The sequence below is a fragment of the Mesorhizobium sp. M0761 genome (assembly GCF_040320205.1).
Classification (GTDB): Bacteria; Pseudomonadota; Alphaproteobacteria; order Rhizobiales; family Rhizobiaceae; genus Mesorhizobium.
Genome location: NZ_JAMYPF010000015.1, coordinates 1 through 18461 on the forward strand (window position 1 = coordinate 1; position 18461 = coordinate 18461).

Annotated in this window: 11 protein-coding genes; all 11 read right to left on the bottom strand. The window is 63.3% G+C overall.

Annotated elements, in window-relative coordinates:
• Positions 1-133: 133 nt before the first annotated feature.
• Entirely contained in the window at positions 134-1726 is a 1593-nt protein-coding gene (locus NKI32_RS22185) for a peptide ABC transporter substrate-binding protein (protein ID WP_023715691.1), read from the bottom strand.
• A 449-nt stretch (positions 1727-2175) separates the two neighbouring features.
• The gene (gene bglA, locus NKI32_RS22190) at positions 2176-3825 is read right to left on the bottom strand and encodes a beta-galactosidase BglA (protein WP_352512839.1); all 1650 of its coding nucleotides are present in this window, start codon (positions 3823-3825) and stop codon (positions 2176-2178) included.
• Positions 3825-5825 carry a glycogen debranching protein GlgX gene (glgX, locus tag NKI32_RS22195; protein ID WP_352626084.1) on the bottom strand — a complete coding sequence of 667 codons (2001 nt, stop codon included), beginning with the start codon at positions 5823-5825 and terminating at the stop codon, positions 3825-3827. Before glgX ends, bglA begins: the two co-directional genes overlap by 1 nt.
• A 157-nt stretch (positions 5826-5982) precedes the next feature.
• The gene (locus NKI32_RS22200; RefSeq protein ID WP_023754827.1) at positions 5983-7611 is read right to left on the bottom strand and encodes an alpha-D-glucose phosphate-specific phosphoglucomutase; all 1629 of its coding nucleotides are present in this window, start codon (positions 7609-7611) and stop codon (positions 5983-5985) included.
• A 3-nt stretch (positions 7612-7614) separates the two neighbouring features.
• A complete protein-coding gene (glgA, locus tag NKI32_RS22205) occupies positions 7615-9060 on the bottom strand; it encodes a glycogen synthase GlgA (protein ID WP_023824220.1) in 1446 nt (481 codons plus the stop codon).
• Positions 9061-9079: 19 nt separating this feature from the next.
• The gene (glgC, locus tag NKI32_RS22210; RefSeq protein ID WP_023715696.1) at positions 9080-10345 is read right to left on the bottom strand and encodes a glucose-1-phosphate adenylyltransferase; all 1266 of its coding nucleotides are present in this window, start codon (positions 10343-10345) and stop codon (positions 9080-9082) included.
• 83 nt (positions 10346-10428) lie between these two features.
• Complete coding sequence (gene glgB, locus NKI32_RS22215) at positions 10429-12642, bottom strand: 1,4-alpha-glucan branching protein GlgB (protein ID WP_353003618.1); 2214 nt, start codon at positions 12640-12642, stop codon at positions 10429-10431.
• Between the two features lie 70 nt (positions 12643-12712).
• Positions 12713-15175 carry a glycogen/starch/alpha-glucan phosphorylase gene (locus NKI32_RS22220; RefSeq protein ID WP_023687197.1) on the bottom strand — a complete coding sequence of 821 codons (2463 nt, stop codon included), beginning with the start codon at positions 15173-15175 and terminating at the stop codon, positions 12713-12715.
• A gap of 140 nt (positions 15176-15315) precedes the next feature.
• Positions 15316-16098: an ATP-binding cassette domain-containing protein gene (locus NKI32_RS22225; protein WP_023670726.1), complete on the bottom strand. Its 783-nt coding sequence runs from the start codon at positions 16096-16098 to the stop codon at positions 15316-15318.
• Entirely contained in the window at positions 16095-17156 is a 1062-nt protein-coding gene (locus tag NKI32_RS22230; protein WP_023670725.1) for an ABC transporter permease, read from the bottom strand. Before NKI32_RS22230 ends, NKI32_RS22225 begins: the two co-directional genes overlap by 4 nt.
• 150 nt (positions 17157-17306) lie before the next feature.
• Positions 17307-18284, bottom strand: a complete 978-nt coding sequence (locus NKI32_RS22235) for a sugar ABC transporter substrate-binding protein (RefSeq protein ID WP_081725578.1) — start codon at positions 18282-18284, stop codon at positions 17307-17309.
• Positions 18285-18461 lie beyond the last annotated feature (177 nt).

Consider the following 18461-nt stretch of genomic DNA (forward strand, 5'->3'; position numbering starts at 1 on the left):
ACTTCTTCGTCCGCCCCTCGGTGGGGCTGCCCGCTCCTCTGGCCGCCTCCCCCCACACCCCCCCCTCCGCCACACCCCCGCCCCCCCCCCCCCCCCCCGGTGGGGGGGGGCGCGGTCCAGTCAAGGATGATTATCAGTCCTTGGAGACGAAGCGGGACGGATGGATGTCCATCACATTGTCATCGAAGCCATGCAGCTTCGAGGAAACGATATCGTGGAAGCTGTAGTAGAGAAGCGGAATGTTGCCAACGTCATCGACAAGGATGCGCTCGGCCTCGGTGAGGTCCTTCATGCGCTCTTCCGGCTTGCCGCCGGCAGCCGCGGCCTTGTCCATGGCCGCCTCATATGCCGGGCTGACGTAGCTCGAATAGTTGTTGCCGCTGGCCTTGCGGGTGATGCCGAGGAAGGTCTCGGGATCCTTGTAGTCGGCGATCCAGGCGGCACGCGCCACGTCGTAGTTGCCCTTTTGCTCGAGGAAGGAATAGTGGGTCTTGGTATCGGTGTTGAGCAGCGTGATCTCGACGCCAAGCGGCTTCAACTGTTCCTGGATGGCAACCGCGGTGTTCTTGTGGTTTTCCGAGGTGTTGTAGCGGATCTCCATCTTCAGCGGATGCTCGGGCGTATAGCCGAGTTTCTCAAGGATCTTCTTGGCGGCGTCCTCGCGGTCGATCTGCGGCATGTCGGCGTATTTGGCCATTGCCGGCGTGTAGCCGGCGATGCCCGGAGGCACCATCGAATAGCCGGGCAGCATGGAATTCTGCCAGACCTTTTCGGCCAGGAAGTCGCGGTCGATCGCCATCGAGATGGCGTTGCGCAGCTCGACATTGTCCCAGGGCGCCTTGTCGGTCTTGATCGCGTAATAATAGGTGCCGAGATACGGTCCGACGCGGACCTGATCGCCGAACTTGGTCTTGAGGTCAGCGAGCTGTTCGGTCGGCAGGTCGCCGTAGCTGTCGAGTTCGCCTGCCTCGAAGCGCTTCATCGCCGAAGAGCGGTCTTCGGTCGGGATGTAGTTGACGACGTCCATCTTGACGGTCGCGGCATCCCAGAATTTCGGATTCTTGACCAGCTTCATGTGGTCGTTGGGAATCCACTCGGCCAATGTATAGGCGCCGTTCGAAACGAGATTGCCCGCCTTGATCCAGTCGGCGCCGAGCTTGTCGATCGACGCCTTGTTGACCGGATAGGTAGCTTGGTGCGTCAGCATCTCCAGGAAGTATGGCGTCGGCGCCTTCAGCGTCACTTCCAGGGTGTTGGCGTCGATCGCCTTGACGCCCATGTCCTCGGGCTTGCCTTTCTTGGTGTTGACTTCCTCGGCGTTCTTCACGGGATAGAGCATGGAAGCGTATTCAGCGGCGGTCGCCGGATCCTCCAGCCTACGGAAGGAATAGACGAAGTCGTCCGCCGTCACCGGGCTGCCATCCGACCACAAGCCGTCCTTGCGCAGCTTGAAGGTGTAGACGGTGCCGTCATCCGATACCGTCCAGCTTTCGGCGGCGCCCGGGATGAGGTTCGTCTTCTGATCGTGCATGACCAGTCCCTGGAACAGGTCGCGTATGATATCGGCTTCGTAGACGGTCGAGGTCTTGTGCGGATCGACCGTCTCCGCTTCGGCGGCGCTGCCTCTGTTATAGACGGTCTCGGCAAGGGCCGGCGTCAGGAACGTGCCTGCGGCAAAGGTCATGGTCGCGGCGACAAGCGTCGCCTTCAGCATATTTTTCAGCATGAAGTCTCTCCCTGTGGCGCTGCCCATCGGCTGCGCCTTACGAGTGTTGACGCCCCGGAACCGATTTCTGGCCCCTTCGAGCGCGCCGCCGGTTCCCGTTCCGGCAGCTGGTGGCAGGAGACTAGACAGACGGAAATATTATTTCAACCGAGTCTTGCTTGACGCTAAGTGAGCATCCTCACCTTAAACCAGCCATAGCTAATCTATATTACAAGATCCAGTTGGGTGCAGCTTGTGGTTGTCCTGTAACTTTGGGTTTTGCCCTCAGCAGTTGTCATTAGCGCAACCATCTGGAAACATTCCAGGAATGCAGTTCGTGGCCAAGCTCAACGAAAGTACCTAAGAAGCCCGAAAATGGAAAACGTGGCGCCGGTGACGTTGCGCGGATCACTCGGCACGGTTGCATGCGGACACGATCTTTTTTGAAGCCGGACGGCGTCCCTGAAAGATCAGCCTACCTTGCCGACAAACCAGCCCAGGGCCGGCAGCAACAGCCCCTCCTCCTGCAGGACGGCACCGCCACCCAGAGCGATCGCCTCGACAAGCTGGAGATCCGGCGGCAGCCGCCAGTCGGCCGGCTTGTCGGCGAAATTGAAGACGCAGAGCAATATCTCGTCCTCGCCCTGCCGGATGAAGGCAAGGACATCGCCGTCGGTATCGAGAAAGCGGATCGGGCCCTTGACCAGCGCCAGATGCGCCTTGCGCAAGGCGAGCATCGTCCGGTAGCCGGCGAGCACGGACTTGTCGTCGGCGTTCTGGATATCGGCCGCCCGAGCGCGGTGGCTTTCCGGCACCGGCAGCCAGGGTTTTCCCGAGGAAAAACCGGCATTGTCGGCGCCCGCCTCCCAGACCATCGGTGTGCGGCAGCCGTCCCTGCCTTTGACCCCCGGCCAGAAACGGATGCCGACGGGATCGCGCAGATCCTCGAAGGTCAGTTCCGCCTCCTCCAGCCCAAGCTCTTCGCCTTGGTAGAGACAGATCGAGCCCCGCAGGCAGGAGAGCAAAGCGATAGCGAATGTCGCCACCGCATCTGGATCGCCGCCCGGCCGCGTCCAGCGGCTGACATGGCGCACGACATCGTGGTTGGAGAACGCCCAGCAGACCCAGCCGTCGGCGACAGCTGCCTCGAAGGCCTCGACGCAGCCGCGCACATGGGCGGCTGAGAATTGCGGGCCGAGCAGGTCGAAAGTGTAGCACATGTTGAGCTTGTCGCCGCCGGATGTGTAGGCGGCCAGCGTCTGCAGCGAGCGGCCTTCGTCGCCGACCTCGCCGACACTGGCGCGGCCGTCATATTCGTCGAGCAAAGCGCGGAAGCGCCTGAGGAAATCGAGGTTTTCCGGTTGCGTCTTGTCGAACAGGTGCTCCTGGAAGAGATAGGTGTTGGTTTCGCCGTTGGTGCCGGCGACGCTCGACGCCAGCGGCGGGTTGCTGCGCAGCCAGCGGTCATGGACATAGTAGTTGACCGTATCCAGGCGGAAGCCGTCGACGCCGCGCTCGAGCCAGAACCGCACCGTCTGCAACAACGCGTCTTTAACCTCAGGATTGTGGAAGTTGAGGTCCGGCTGCGAGGCGAGGAAATTGTGCATGTAGTATTGCCGGCGGGTCGCGTCCCACTCCCAGGCCGGGCCGCCGAAGACCGACAGCCAGTTGTTGGGCGCGTTGCCGTCCGGCCTGGTGTCGGCCCAGACATACCAGTCAGCCTTGGGATTATCCTTGCTGGCACGGCTCTCTACAAACCATTCGTGCTTGTCGGAGGAGTGCGACAACACCTGATCGATGATCACCTTCAGGCCGAGCCTGTGCGCCTCGGCAACCAGCGCGTCAAAGTCGTCGAGCGTGCCGAACATCGGATCGACCGCCTGATAGTCGGAGACGTCGTAGCCCATATCGGCCATTGGCGATTTGAAGAAGGGCGACAGCCAGACGGCGTCGACGCCGAGCGAGGCGACGTGCGCCAGCCGTGAGGTGATGCCTGAGAGGTCGCCGCTGCCGTCGCCGGTGGTGTCCTGGAAGGAGCGAGGATAGATCTGGTAGATGACGCAGCCGCGCCACCAGTCGGCGCTCTGTTCGGGTCCCGGCTGGGCATTGTCGTCGGCCATCACGGACCCTTCCTGGCGCGGGCCTTTGCGGTCCGGCGCTCGATCATGAAACTGACACTGCGGCCGGGCAGCGGCCACGCGAGGTCGACCGCTTGCGCTTCAACAGCCGGCTGCCATTCAAACCCTTGCCGCGCGGGCAGCGTGAAGACGCATTGGCGGCGATCGCCATTGACGATCACAGCCAGGCGGCCTTCCCCGCCATCGCCGAGCAGCATGACGAGGCGATGGCGCGAGCCATCGTTCCAGTCGGCTTCGCTGAGCGGCGCGCCGGTCTCGGTCAGCCAGGCGACGTCGGGCGTTTCAGAACCGGCCGGCGGCTCTCCGGTCAGGAAGCGCGTATCGGAAAGCGCCGGCACCGCGCCGCGCAGAGCTGCGAGCGCGGACACATGGGCTTCCAGCCCGACGTCGCGCCCGGCCCAGTCGAGCCAGGTGATGGCGTTGTCCTGCGCATAGGCGTTGTTGTTGCCCCCTTGCGTGCGGCCGAATTCATCGCCCGCCGTCAGCATAATGGTGCCGCGCGAGGCAAACAGAGTGGCGAGCAGCGCGAAGCGATCATGGGAACGGGCCTCGGCAATCGCCTTGTCCGAGGTTTCGCCCTCGACGCCGTTGTTCCAGGACAGGTTCTCATTGTGGCCGTCGCGGTTCTTCTCGCCATTGGCCTGGTTGTGTTTGGCTTCATAGGCGACGATATCGGCCAGCGTCATGCCATCGTGTGCGGCGATGAAGTTGACCGTGCGGCTGGCGGATTGGCCCTCCCTGCCGAACACATCGGAGGAGCCGGCGAGCCTTGTCGCCAGCGCACCGACCGCGCCGGCATCGCCGCGCCAGAAGCGCCTGACGTCGTCGCGGTAGCGGTCGTTCCATTCGAGGTAAGGCGGCCGGAAATTGCCGAGCTGATAGCCATTCGGGCCGATGTCCCACGGCTCGGCGATCAGCACCCTATCGGCAAGCAGAGGATCGCCAGCGATGGTCTCGAGCAACGGGGCCGCCGGATCGAATACGCCAGCGACGCGGCCGAGGACCGGCGTCAGGTCGAAGCGGAAACCGTCGACGCCGGCATGGCGGATGAAATGGCGCAGCGTGTCGAGTACCATGTCGCGAACGACCGGATGGTCGCAGGCAATGGTATTGCCGGTGCCGGTATCGTTGGCCAACCTGCCGTCCGGCTCGCTACGGTAGTAGGCTTGATTGTCGAGGCCGCGCAGCGACAGCGTCGGCCCGAGCCGGTCACTTTCGCCGGTATGATTGAAGACGAGATCGAGGATGGTGCCAATGCCAACCCTGCGCAGCACCCCCACAGTATCGCGCAACTCGGCGAGGCCGCCGGGCGCCAGGCGCGGGTCGAGCGCCATGAAGGTGACTGGGTTGTAGCCCCAGGCATTGCTGAGGCCCAGCGGCGGCAAATGGCGCTCATCGACCCATGCCGTTACGGGCATCAGCTCAACGGCGGAGACGCCGATCTTCTTGAGATGTTCGACGATAGCCGGATGGGCAAGGGCTGCAATGGTGCCGCGCTGCGCTTCGGGCACGTCCGGATGCAGCCTGGTGAAGGAGCGGACGTTGAGTTCGTAGATCAGGCCGCCTGGCTGGAACAAAGGCGGCTTGGCCGGCAGCGGCTTCGGTTGAGCCCGCGCGATGGTCTTCGGCATCAGTGGCGCGGTGTCGGCGCCTTCGTTGCGCCGGGCGGCAAGCCGCCAATGATGCTGGTAGGGCCGGTCGATCTCGACGGCGTAGGGATCGGTGAGCAGCTTGTCGGGATCGAACCACAGCCCGCGCTCCGGCGCATATTCGCCGTCGGCGCGAAAGCCGTAGCGCGTACCCGCGGCAAGGCCGGCGACGAACAGCGCATGGACGCTCTCGCCTTCCGGCTGAAGTTCGAGCCGGTCGATTTCACGGGCGCCGGTGTCGTCGAAGATCGACACCCACAGGCGCCGCGCGGACGACGACCAGGCGGCGAAGCGGATGCCTTCGGGAGTGACCGTTGCGCCGAGCTGGGTCATCGGCGCATCCTCCACCCTCCCCCTTGTGGGGAGGGTCGCGAACGAAGTGAGCGGGGTGGGGGTCGGCGCGGGGAAAGCGCTTTACGAGCACCCCCAACCCGATCCGCTGCGCGGATCGACCCTCCCCACAAGGGCGAGGGTAAAGACGTCACCACCCTCAAGTAATCACGCTCGGCTTGTTGCGCCCGGTGTGGCTCTTGATCCCGGCGATATCATCGGCAGCCGCGATCAGGTCGGCGAGCGCCTCTTGCGTGTCGAGATCATGCCGCGCTCTGTCCGGCTCGTAGCGCTCGATGTAGACGCGCAGCGTAGCACCCGACGTGCCGGTGCCGGACAAACGAAACACGACACGCGAGCCGCCTTCGAACAGGATGCGGATGCCCTGGTTCTTGCTCACCGAACCGTCGACCGGATCGTGATAGGCGAAGTCGTCGGCATTGGCGATCTTCAGGCCGCGCACGCTGGTGCCGGGCAGCGAGGTCAGCTTGGCGCGCAACTCGTCGACCAGGGCGTTGGCGCGCTCGGTTTCGACCTCCTCATAGTCATGACGTGAATAGTAATTGCGGCCGTAGGTCGCCCAATGTTCGGTGACGACGTCCTTGCAGCTTTCGCCGCGCACGGCCAGGATGTTCAGCCACAACAGCACCGCCCACAGCCCGTCCTTTTCACGGACATGGTTCGAGCCGGTGCCGGCGCTTTCCTCGCCGCAGATCGTTGCCATGCCGGCATCGAGCAGATTGCCGAAGAACTTCCAACCGGTCGGCGTTTCGTAGATGCCGATGCCGAGCTTTTCGGCGACGCGGTCTGCCGCGCCGCTGGTCGGCATCGAGCGGGCGATGCCTTTGAGGCCGTCCTTGTAGCCCGGCGCCAACTGCGCATTGGCGGCAAGCATGGCCACCGAATCCGACGGGGTGACGAAAATGCCCTTGCCGATGATCAAGTTGCGGTCGCCGTCGCCGTCGGAAGCGGCGCCGAAATCGGGCGCATCCGGTCCCATCATCTCGTCATAGAGATGCTTGGCGTGGACCAGGTTCGGATCCGGGTGATGGCCGCCAAAATCCGGCAGCGGCTTGTAGTTGCGGCAGGTGCCATTCTCCGCGCCGAGCCGGCGCTCGAGGATTTCCTTGGCATACGGCCCGGTGACCGCATGCATGGCGTCGAAGCGCATGCGGAAGCCGTATTTGAAATTGGCGCGGATGGCGTCGAAGTCGAACAGGCTCTCCATCAATTCGGCATAGTCGGTGACCGGGTCGATAATCTCGACCGCCATGCCGCCGGCGGTCACCGTGCCGATCTTGTCGATGTCGATCTGGTCGATGTCGGCGGTCTTGAAGCTCGAAATCGTCTTGGTCTTTTCGAAGATCGCGTCGGTCAGCTTTTCCGGCGCCGGGCCGCCATTGCCGGCATTGTACTTGATGCCGAAATCCTCGTGCGGGCCGCCAGGATTGTGACTGGCCGACAGGATGATGCCGCCGAAGGTCTTGTATTTGCGGATGACATGCGACGCCGCCGGCGTCGACAATATGCCGCCCTGCCCGACCATCACCTTGCCGAAGCCGTTGGCCGCCGCCATGGCGATGGCGTTCTGGATGACCTCGCGGTTGTAGAAGCGGCCGTCGCCGCCGATCACCAGCGTCTTGCCCTCAAAGCCCTCCAGCGCGTCGAAGATCGACTGGATGAAGTTCTCGGCATAGTGCTCCTGCTGAAAGACAGGCACCTTCTTGCGCAGGCCGGACGTGCCGGGTTTCTGGTCGAGATAGGGTTTGGTGGCGACGGTCCGGATCATGCTTCAGGCAACCCTTTTCGAAAGCAGCAGGCGGTAGAGTTCAACGTATTTGTCGGCGCTCTTGTCCCAGGAGACATCGGCCTTCATGCCCTGGCGCTGGATCTGTTCCCAGACGGCCGGGCTCGAATGCGCATCGACCAGCCGGCGGATGGCGTGCAGCATGGCGCCGCCACTATTGGGCGCGAACTGGAAGCCGGTGGCGACACCGGCCGAGATCGCTGCTTCATTGGCGTCGATGATGGTGTCGGCAAGGCCGCCGGTGCGGGCGACGACCGGCACGCAGCCATAGCGTAGGCCGTAAAGCTGGGTCAGCCCGCAAGGCTCGAAGCGCGACGGGATGACGATGGCGTCGCAGCCGCCCTGCATGGTGTGGGAAAGCCCCTCGTCATAGCCGACGACGACGCCGACACGGCCGCGATGGCGGGCGGTGGCAGCCAGCAGCGCGCCTTCCAGGCCGGCGTCGCCTGAGCCGAGGATCGCCAGCCGCGCGCCGGTGGCGACGACGCCGTCGACCACAGCCGCCAGTATGTCCATGCCCTTCTGCCAGGTCAGCCGGCTGACGACGCAGACGATCGGACTGTCGTCGCGCTCGAGGCTGAAGCGGTCCTCGACAACCGCCCGGTTGGGAAGCCGAGCCTTGAGCGTCGCGGCGGAGTAGGCCGACACCAGATGCTTGTCGGTCTCCGGGTTCCAGATGTCGGTGTCGATGCCGTTGACGATGCCGTAGAGGTCGGAAGAGCGCATGTTGATCAGGCCGTCGAGGCCCATGCCGAATTCCGGCGAGCGGATTTCCTGGGCATAGGTGGGGCTCACCGTGGTGATCGCCCAGGCCGCCTGCAGGCCGGCCTTGAGGAAGCCGACGCCGCCATAGTATTCTACGCCGTCGAGCACCATCGCCGCGGCCGGCAAGCCGAGCTCGCCAAAAATGCCGGCGCCGAACTGACCCTGGAAGGCAAGGTTGTGAACCGTGATCAGCGACGGCACGCCGACCGCCTTGCCGTAGCGCATATAGGCCAGCGTCATCGCCGACTGCCAGTCATGGGCGTGGACGAGATCCGGCTGGTAGCCGGAAATGGCGCCGCCGGCGATATCGCCACCGACCTGGCTCAGCGCAGCAAAACGCCGCCAATTGTCGGGCCAATCGGCGCCGGCCGCATTGCCGTAAGGGCCGCCGGGACGATCGTAGAGATGCGGCGCGTCGAGCACGAACAGGTCGAGCCCGGCGATCTTGACGGCATGGACCGAAGCCTTGCCGCCCTGCAGCAGCGGGTATTGGTAGACAGCCTTCTTTTTCTTGAAGGCGTCCATCACCTGGGGAAAGCCGGGGATGAGCGTGCGCATGGTCACGCCCCTGGCGGCCAGCGCGATCGGCAATGCGCCGGTCACGTCGGCAAGTCCGCCGGTCTTGATCAGCGGGAATATCTCGGGCGTGACCGACAGAACCTGCATGCGTTTATGGTACCCCGTCTTACAGCTTCAGCTTGTCGATCATGTCCTGCGTGACCAGGCAGATGCCCTTTTCCGAAACCCGGAAACGCTTGGCGTCGAGAACAGGGTCTTCGCCAACCACCAGCCCTTCCGGTATCCTTACACCGTGGTCGATGACGACGCGCTTCAACTTTGCGTTCCGGCCGACATGAACGTCGGGCAGCATGACGACCTCTTCCAGCGTCGAATAGGAGTTGATGCGCGCGCCGGTGAAGATCAGACTGCGCTTCAGCGAAGCACCCGAGACGATGCAGTCGCCTGAGACCAGCGAGGAGACGGCCGAACCGCGCCGGCCATCCTCGTCATGCACGAACTTTGCCGGCGGCTTCAATTCGGCATAGGTCCAGATCGGCCAGTCGCGGTCGTAGAGGTCGAGTTCGGGAGTGATGTCGGTCAGGTCGATATTGGCTTCCCAGTAGGCGTCGACCGTGCCGACATCGCGCCAATAGGCTTCGTTCTCGGCCGTCGAGCGCACGCAGGACTTGGCGAAACGGTGCGCGATCGCCTTACCGTGCTGGACGATGTAGGGGATGATGTCCTTGCCGAAGTCGCGGCTCGAACCCGGCTCGGCCGCATCGCGGCGCAGCTGTTCCATCAGGAACTTGGTCTTGAAGACATAGATGCCCATCGAGGCCAGCGCGAATTCCGGCTTGTCGGGAATGCCGGGCGGGTCGGCGGGCTTTTCGACAAAGGCGATGATGTTGTCCTTGCCGTCGACATGCATGACACCGAAGCCGGTCGCTTCCAAGCGCGGCACTTCAAGGCAACCGACAGTGACATCGGCATTGGCATCGACGTGCTGGCGCAGCATCAGCTCGTAGTCCATCTTGTAGATGTGGTCGCCGGCCAGGATGACCATGTATTCGGGGCCATAGGCCTCGATGATGTCGATGTTCTGGTAGACGGCGTCGGCCGTGCCTTCATACCACTGGGTTTCCGAGACACGCTGGGAGGCCGGCAGGATGTCGAAGCTTTCGTTCCGCTCCGGGCGCAGGAAGTTCCAGCCGCGCTGCAGGTGGCGGATCAGCGAATGCGCCTTATACTGGGTGGCGACACCGAGGCGGCGGATGCCGGAATTCAGCGCATTGGACAGCGCGAAATCGATGATGCGCGTCTTGCCGCCGAAATAGACAGCCGGCTTGGCGCGGCGGTCGGTCAATTCCTTGAGCCGGCTGCCGCGGCCGCCGGCCAGCACATAGGCCATGGCATCGCGCGCCAGCGGCTGGGTTCTCTTCAAGTCTGCCATTTTTACCCTCCCAAATTACCAATCTGGAGCATCGCCCGGTCCGCAACGAGTCGACGGACCTAATCCGTAACGAGTTGACGGACCTAGTCCGCAACGAGTTCAAGCATGATCGTCGACAGCGGCGGCAAAAGCATCGTTGCCGAAATGCCTCCTCCTTCCGCCCCGGCTTCGACCACACCGCCATTGCCCTTGCCCGAACCACCGTAGTCCGAAGCGTCGGTGTTGATGATTTCGCGCCATTTGCCGACCTTGGGCAATGGCACGCGATAATTGTCGCGCGGCACTGGCGTGAAGTTGGAAATGACGGCGATCGGGTTGCCGCCGGGCGCGCTGCGCAGCCAGGCGAAGACCGAGTTTTCCTTGTCGTCGACGATCAGCCAGGAGAAGCCGTCCGGCTCGCAGTCGCGTGCATGCAGCGCCGGGCGCGAGCGATAGAGATAGTTGAGGTCGCGCACCGTCTGCCAGACGCCGCGATGCGGGTGGAAGTCGAGCAGGTTCCAGTCGAGCGCGCGCGCCTCGCTCCACTCGCGGCGCTGGGCGAATTCCTGGCCCATGAACAACAGCTTCTTGCCGGGATACCCCCACATGAAGGCGTAAAAGGCGCGCAAAGTCGCGAACTTCTGCCAGTCGTCGCCGGCCATCTTGCCGAGCAGCGTGCCCTTGCCGTGCACGACCTCGTCATGGGACAGCGGCAGCACGAAATTCTCGGAGAAAGCGTAGGTCAATCCGAACGTCAGGTCGTTGTGGTGGTGCTTGCGGAAGATCGGCTCCCTGGCGAAATACTCCAGCGTGTCGTGCATGAAGCCCATGTTCCATTTGAAGCCGAAGCCCAGCCCGCCTTCATGCACCGGCGCCGAGACCTTCGGCCATGAGGTCGATTCCTCGGCGATGGTCATCACGCCGGGATGGTGGCCGTAGACCTCCTTGTTCATCTTCTGCAGGAAGGACACCGCTTCGAGGTTTTCGCGGCCGCCTTTCTCGTTGGGGATCCATTCGCCAGCCTTGCGCGAATAATCGAGGTAGAGCATCGAGGCCACTGCATCCACGCGCAAACCGTCGACATGGTATTTCTCGGCCCAGAACAGCGCATTGTTGACTAGGAACGACACCACCTCGCGGCGGCCGAAATTGTAGATCGCGGTGTTCCAGTCGGGATGAAAACCCTTGCGCGGGTCGGCATGCTCATAAAGTGCTGTGCCGTCGAAATTGGCCAGGCCATGCGCGTCGACCGGGAAATGCGCCGGCACCCAGTCGAGGATGACGCCGACGCCGGCGCGGTGCGCACCGTCGACGAAACGGGCGAAGCCGTCGGGGTCGCCGAAGCGCGCCGAGGGGGCATAAAGTCCGGTTGTCTGATAACCCCATGACGGGTCATAGGGATGTTCGGAGATCGGCAGGAACTCGATGTGGGTGAAGCCGGTCTCGACAGCATAGGGGATCAGCTGGTTGGCGAGTTCGTCCCATGACAGGAAGCTGCCATCATCGTGCTGCTGCCACGAACCGGCATGGACCTCGTAGATCGATATGGCTTCGCGCCGGGGATCGGCCTTTCGCCAGTAATTGCGATGCGCCTCGTCGCCCCATTCATGCGCCGGCGGCACCGCCGTCACTGAGGCTGTGGCCGGGCGCAATTCCGACTTGAAGGCGAACGGATCGGCCTTGAGCGGCAGGCGCACGCCGTCCGGGGCAATGATCTCGTATTTATAGGGGTGGCCGGCGCCGATATCGGGAATGAACAGTTCCCAGATGCCGGTGTCGCGGCGGTCGCGCATCGTATGGCGGCGGCCGTCCCATTCGTTGAAGTCGCCGACTACGGAGACGCGCCTTGCATTGGGCGCCCAGACGGCGAAATGGACGCCCGACGCGCCTTCATGGTCGAGGAGATGGGCGCCGAGCTTGTCGAACAGCCTGAGGTGCGACCCTTGCGCGATATAGTAATCGTCCATCGGGCCGAGCACCGGGCCGAAGGAATAGGGATCGGTCAGCCACCAGTCGCCGCCGGCATTTTTGGCGTGATAGCGCAGCGGCTGACGCTTCTTGATCGACAGTCTGCCTTCGAAGAAACCGGCGTCGTCGCGCCGCGTGAGTTCGCCGGCGTTCTTGCCGGCCAGCGTGTATGCGGTGACGAACTCGGCATTGGGGACGAAGCAGCGGGCAACCAGGCTCTTGCCGGCATCATGCACGCCCAGGATTGCAAAAGGATCGCCATGCGTGCCTGCAACAATTGCGGCGACATCGCCGGCTGACGCCAGCCCGTCCGACCCGCTCGTCGTCGCGGTCGCGCGCGGTTTCTTCATCAGGTGGTGTCCCTCCCTGGGAACCAGTTCTTGTGCACAAGACCCATTGTCGTGGCCTCATGCAATCATATCAGGCGGGCACGTTCCAGATTTCTTTCGCATATTGGCGGATCGTGCGATCGGAAGAGAACCAGCCGACGCGGGCAACGTTGCGGATAGCGCGCGCGTACCAATCGGGGCTGTTGCGCCAGACGGCGTCGACATCGCGCTGGGCGGCGGCATAGGCGTCGAAATCCGCCGCCACCATGAACCAGTCGCTGTTGTAGAGACCGTCGACCAGCTCGCGGTAGCGATCCGGCTGGTCGGGCGAGAACACGCCCGACGATACTGCGGCAACAGCCTGCGCCAATTCAGGGGAGCCCTCGATCACGGCGCGCGGGTTGTAGCCATTGCTGCGCCGCTCGGCGACTTCCGCCGTGCTCAGGCCGAAGATGAAGATGTTGTCGTCGCCGACGCATTCCTTGATCTCGACATTGGCGCCGTCGAGCGTGCCGATGGTCAAGGCGCCGTTCAGCGCGAACTTCATGTTGCCGGTGCCCGACGCCTCCATGCCGGCAGTCGAAATCTGCTCGGACAGGTCGGCGGCCGGCATCATCACCTCGGCCAGGCTGACATTGTAGTTCGGCACGAACACCACTTTCAGCAGCCCGCGCACCGACGGGTCGCTGTTGATGACCTTGGCGACGTCGTTGGCCAGTTTGATGATCAGCTTGGCATTGTGGTAGCTGGGCGCCGCTTTGCCGCCGAAGAATTTGACGCGCGGCATCCAGTCCTGCTCGGGATGCGAGCGGATCTGGTCGTAGAGCGCGATCGCTTCCAGGATGTTGAGCAGCTGGCGCTTGTATTCGTGGATGCGCTTGACCTGGATGTCGAACAGCGCCGACGGGTCGAGCTTGATGCCGAGCCGGTCTGCGACCAGATTGGCGAGCTTGACCTTGTTGGAGCGCTTGACGGCGGCGAACTTGTCGCGGAAGGCGGCGTCGCCGGCAAAGGCTTCGAGCCCCTTGATGGCGTCGATGTCGTCGAGGAAACGGTCCCCGATCGCCGCGCGGGTGAGCGCGGTGAGGCCCGGATTGCACTGGATCAGCCAGCGCCGTGGCGTGATGCCGTTGGTCTTGTTGTTGATGCGATCGGGATAGAGCTTGTGGAGATCGGCAAACACCGTCTCCTTCATCAGCTCGGTGTGCAACGCCGACACGCCATTGATCGAGTGCGAGCCGACAAAGGCCAGGTTACCCATGCGCACGCGGCGGTCGCCATTTTCCTGGATCAGCGAGATGCGGCTGATCTGCTCGTTTGAGAACTGGTTGGTGGCGCGCGCCTCAAGCAGCACCTGCGCATTGATGGCGTAGACGATCTGCATGTGGCGCGGCAAAAGCCGCTCGAACAGCGGCACCGGCCAGCTTTCCAGCGCCTCTGGCAGCAGCGTGTGGTTGGTGTAGCCGAAGGTGCGCTTGGTAATGTCCCAGGCCTGGTCGAAATCCATGCCGTGGACGTCCATCAGCAGGCGCATCAGCTCCGGCACGGCGATCGCCGGATGGGTGTCGTTGAGATGGATCGCCGCCTTGTCGGGCAGCGAGGCGAGATCGCCATACTGGCTGAGATGGCGCTGGACGATGTCCTGCAGCGACGCGGTGGAGAAGAAATATTCCTGCCGCAGCCGCAGTTCCTGGCCGGCCTTGTGGGAATCGGCGGGGTAAAGCACGCGCGACAAGGCATCGGCCTTGTTGCTTTCGGCCAGCGCGCCGATGTGGTCGCCGGCGTTGAACTTGTCGAGCAGGATCGGATCGACCGGCATGCCGGACCAAAGCCGCAGCGTGTTGACGCGGTTGGCCCGCCAGCCAACCACCGGGGTGTCGTAGGCGACGGCCTGGACATGCTCGGTCGGCTTCCAGACGTGACGTTCGAGCCGGCCATCCTTGGAGGTGATCGATTCCACCGAGCCGCCGAAGCCGACTTCGAAGGCGCGTTCGCGGCGCTCGAACTCCCAGGGGTTGCCGTGGTCGAGCCAGGTTTCGGGCAGTTCGACCTGCCAGCCGTCATGGATCTCCTGGCGGAACATACCGTTGGCGTAGCGAATGCCGTAGCCATGCGCGGGAATGTCGACGGTCGCCATGCTTTCCATGAAGCAGGCGGCGAGCCGGCCGAGACCGCCATTGCCGAGCGCTGCATCCGGTTCGAGCCCGGCGATGAGGTCGAGGTCGACGCCCAGCGACTTGAGCGCTTCTCGCATATTGTCCATCAGGCCGAGATTGGAGAAGGCATCGCGCATAAGCCGGCCGATGAGGAATTCGAGCGACAGGTAATAGACGCGCTTTTCCTGCTGGGCGTAGGCCTCCTGCGTCGCCTGCATCCAGTGATCGACGATGCGGTCGCGCACGACCTTGATCGAGGCGGTCAGCCAATCATATTGCGTAGCAACGGACGTGCCTTTGCCGACCCGGTATTTGAGAGCCAGCAAGACTTCGTCGGCCAGCGTCTTGGGATCGGGTATTTCGAGATCGGGGGCTTTGGCTGTCATTGTTCGCGTCATACTGCCTCTCGTGATCGTGCTGCGATCATACCGGCTTTCGCTCTCAGTCCCAGCCTATCCTAGTGCATCGCAACATACGTTCAATCGATTTAGACCAGCATGCCGCCAGTTCCCCTGCGGCAATTTATCCGTCGAGCGGATCAGGCAGCGAGTGCAGCCTCCGGCGGAACCTTCGCTCCCGTCATGAAGGCGACGGCGTCGGACATGGTATATTGCTTGGGATCGATGACGCAGAGGCGACGTCCCAGCCGATGGATATGGATACGGTCGGCCACTTCGAAGACATGCGGCATATTGTGCGAGATCAGCACGATCGGCAGGCCTCTTTTCTTGACATCGAGGATCAGTTCCAGCACGCGGCGGCTCTCCTTGACGCCGAGTGCCGCGGTCGGCTCGTCCATGATCACCACGCGGCTGCCGAAAGCGGCGGCGCGCGCCACCGCCACGCCCTGACGCTGGCCGCCCGACAGCGTTTCCACCGCCTGGCTGATGTTCTGGATGGTCATCAGGCCAAGCTCGGTCAGCTTGTCGCGGGCGCGCTTTTCCATTGCCGGCCGGTCCAGCATGCGAAGCCAGTCGCCGAGGAAGCCGGGTTTGCGGATCTCGCGGCCGAGGAACATGTTGTCGGCGATCGACAGGGCCGGCGACAAAGCCAGGTTTTGGTAGACCGTCTCGATGCCCGCCTCGCGCGCCTCCATGGGCGATTTGAAAGCGACAGCTTTGCCTTCGAGACGGATCTCGCCTTCGTCGGGCACGGCGGCGCCGGAAATCGCCTTGATCAGCGATGATTTGCCGGCGCCATTGTCTCCGATGACGGCCAGGATTTCGCCGGGGTAGAGGTCGAAGTCGGCATTGTCGAGGGCGGTGACACGGCCATAGCGCTTGATCAGGCCGCGCGCGGTGAGGATGGGTTCCACGGTCATGCCGAAACCTTTCTGATCCATTGGTCGATCGCCACGGCGCCGATGATCAGCACACCGGTGAGCAGCACCTTCCATTGCGGATCGGCGCCCAGCATGTTGAGGCCCATCGAGACGACACCGACGATCATCGCGCCGAAAAGCGTGCCCAGAATTGAGCCGCGCCCGCCGAACAGTGAAATGCCGCCGATCACCGTCGCAGTTATCGCCTGCAGGTTGTAGTCGGTGACGGCGGCTGACGGTGAGATCGAGCCGTTGCGGCCGATGGAAACCCAGGCAGCGAAAGCTGCGATCAACCCGGCAAGGGTGTAGACCGTCATCAACACCTTCTTGGTCTGGATGCCAGACAGCTTCGCCGCCTCCTGATCATCACCAACGGCGTAGACGTGGCGGCCCCAGGCGGTGTGATTGAGCACGTACCAGAGGATCAAAACGAGCACGACCGTGGCGATGACGCCCAGTGTCAGCACCGCCGTGCCGATCTTGAAACTCAGGGCAAAGAGATGCAGCAGCGGCGCCTGGGCGTCGACGTCGGTATCGCGGATCGTCTCGTTGGCCGAATAGATGAAGTTGGTCGCCATGACGATGTTCCAGGTGCCGAGCGTGACGATGAACGGCGGCAGCTTCATGTAGGCGACCAGCAAGCCGTTGAGCAGGCCGCAGGCTGCGCCGGCGGCAAGCCCGATGGGCACTGCGAGCACGGCCGGCATGCCGTAGCTGACCGCGCAATTGCCCATGATCACGGCCGAAATCACCATGATCACGCCGATCGACAGGTCGATGCCGGCGGTCAGGATGACCAGTGTCTGCGCGGCACCGAGGATGCCGACGATGGCGATCTGCTGCAGGATCAGCGTCAGCGTATAGGATGAGAAGAAACGCCCGCCAATGGCGATGCCGAAAATGACGATCGACAAGACCAGCACAATCAGCGGCACCGCCGCCGGCGTGGAGTGCAGGAAATGCTGGATCCGCTTGACGGCCGATTTGTGCTCGTCAAAGGCGGCAACGCTTGTGTCGCTGCTCGAGAGAACCTTCTCGAATTCCTGTGCTTGAGCCATGTTTCCTCCCCTGGGCTTCAGCTCCATGCCGATACCCGCTCGCGCCTGTCCGGTCTGCTGCCGGGATTATTCGCGTGACGCATCGTCCACCCGAAGCGGCCGGGGATCAAGCCCCCGGCCGTCAGCTTGTCGCTGGCTGTCAGACAGCCATCAGCCCCAGCACTTGGCGAGGCCTTCCTTGGTGTCGATCGACTTCACGCCATTGGCCGGCTTGTCGGTGACGAGGTTGACGCCGGTGTCGAAGAAGTTCTTGCCTTCGGTCGGCTTAGGCTTGGCGCCGTCCTTGGCGAAGGCGGCGATCGCCTCGATGCCGAGTGCCGCCATCTGCAGCGGGTATTGCTGCGAGGTGGCGCCAATGACGCCTTCGGTCACCGACTTCACGCCGGGGCAGCCGCCATCGACCGAGACGATCAGCACCTGGCTTTCGAGACCGACCGCCTTGAGCGCCTGGTAGGCGCCGACAGCGGCGGGCTCGTTGATGGTGTGGATGACGGTGATGGAGTTGTCCTTCTGCAGAAGGTTTTCCATCGCCTTGCGGCCGCCTTCTTCATTGCCGTTGGTGACGTCGTGGCCGACGATGCGGGCATCGTCCTCATCGCCGATCTTGTTGGGATCCTTCACGTCGATGCCGAAGCCCATCATGAAGCCCTGGTCGCGCAGCACATCCACGGTCGGCTGTGAGGGGGTCAGGTCGAGGAAGCCGATCTTGGCGTCCTTGGCCTTGTCGCCGAGGGTCGCGGCTGCCCAGGCGCCGATCAGCTTGCCGGCTTCCAGATTGTCCGTCGCGAAGGTCGCGTCGGCGGCATCGATCGGGTCCAGCGGGGTATCGAGCGCGATCACCAGCAGGCCGGCGTCACGCGCCTTCTTCACCGTCGGCACGATGCCCTTGGTGTCGGACGCGGTGATCAGGATGCCCTTGGCGCCGTCGGCGATGCAGCTTTCGATCGCCGCCACCTGGCTCTCGCTATCGCCGTCGATCTTGCCGGCATAGGTCTTGAGGTCGACGCCAAGTTCCTTGGCCTTGGCGGTCGCGCCCTCCTTCATCTTGACGAAGAAGGGGTTGGTGTCGGTCTTGGTGATCAGGCAGGCGCCGACGCCGGCGGCCGATGCTGTCGAAGCAAACGCCATCAGGCCGAGGCCCGCCGCGGCGAACACGGTGGACTTCAATAAAGCTTTGGTCACGATCTTCCTCCCATGGAACCATGCGGATGCCGCCAACCGGCATCTCGAGCGCATCCACTGAAGTTCTCCCAGTGTGGACGCGCCCTCAAATGACACCAGCGGGAGCCGCCTGTCAATAATTAA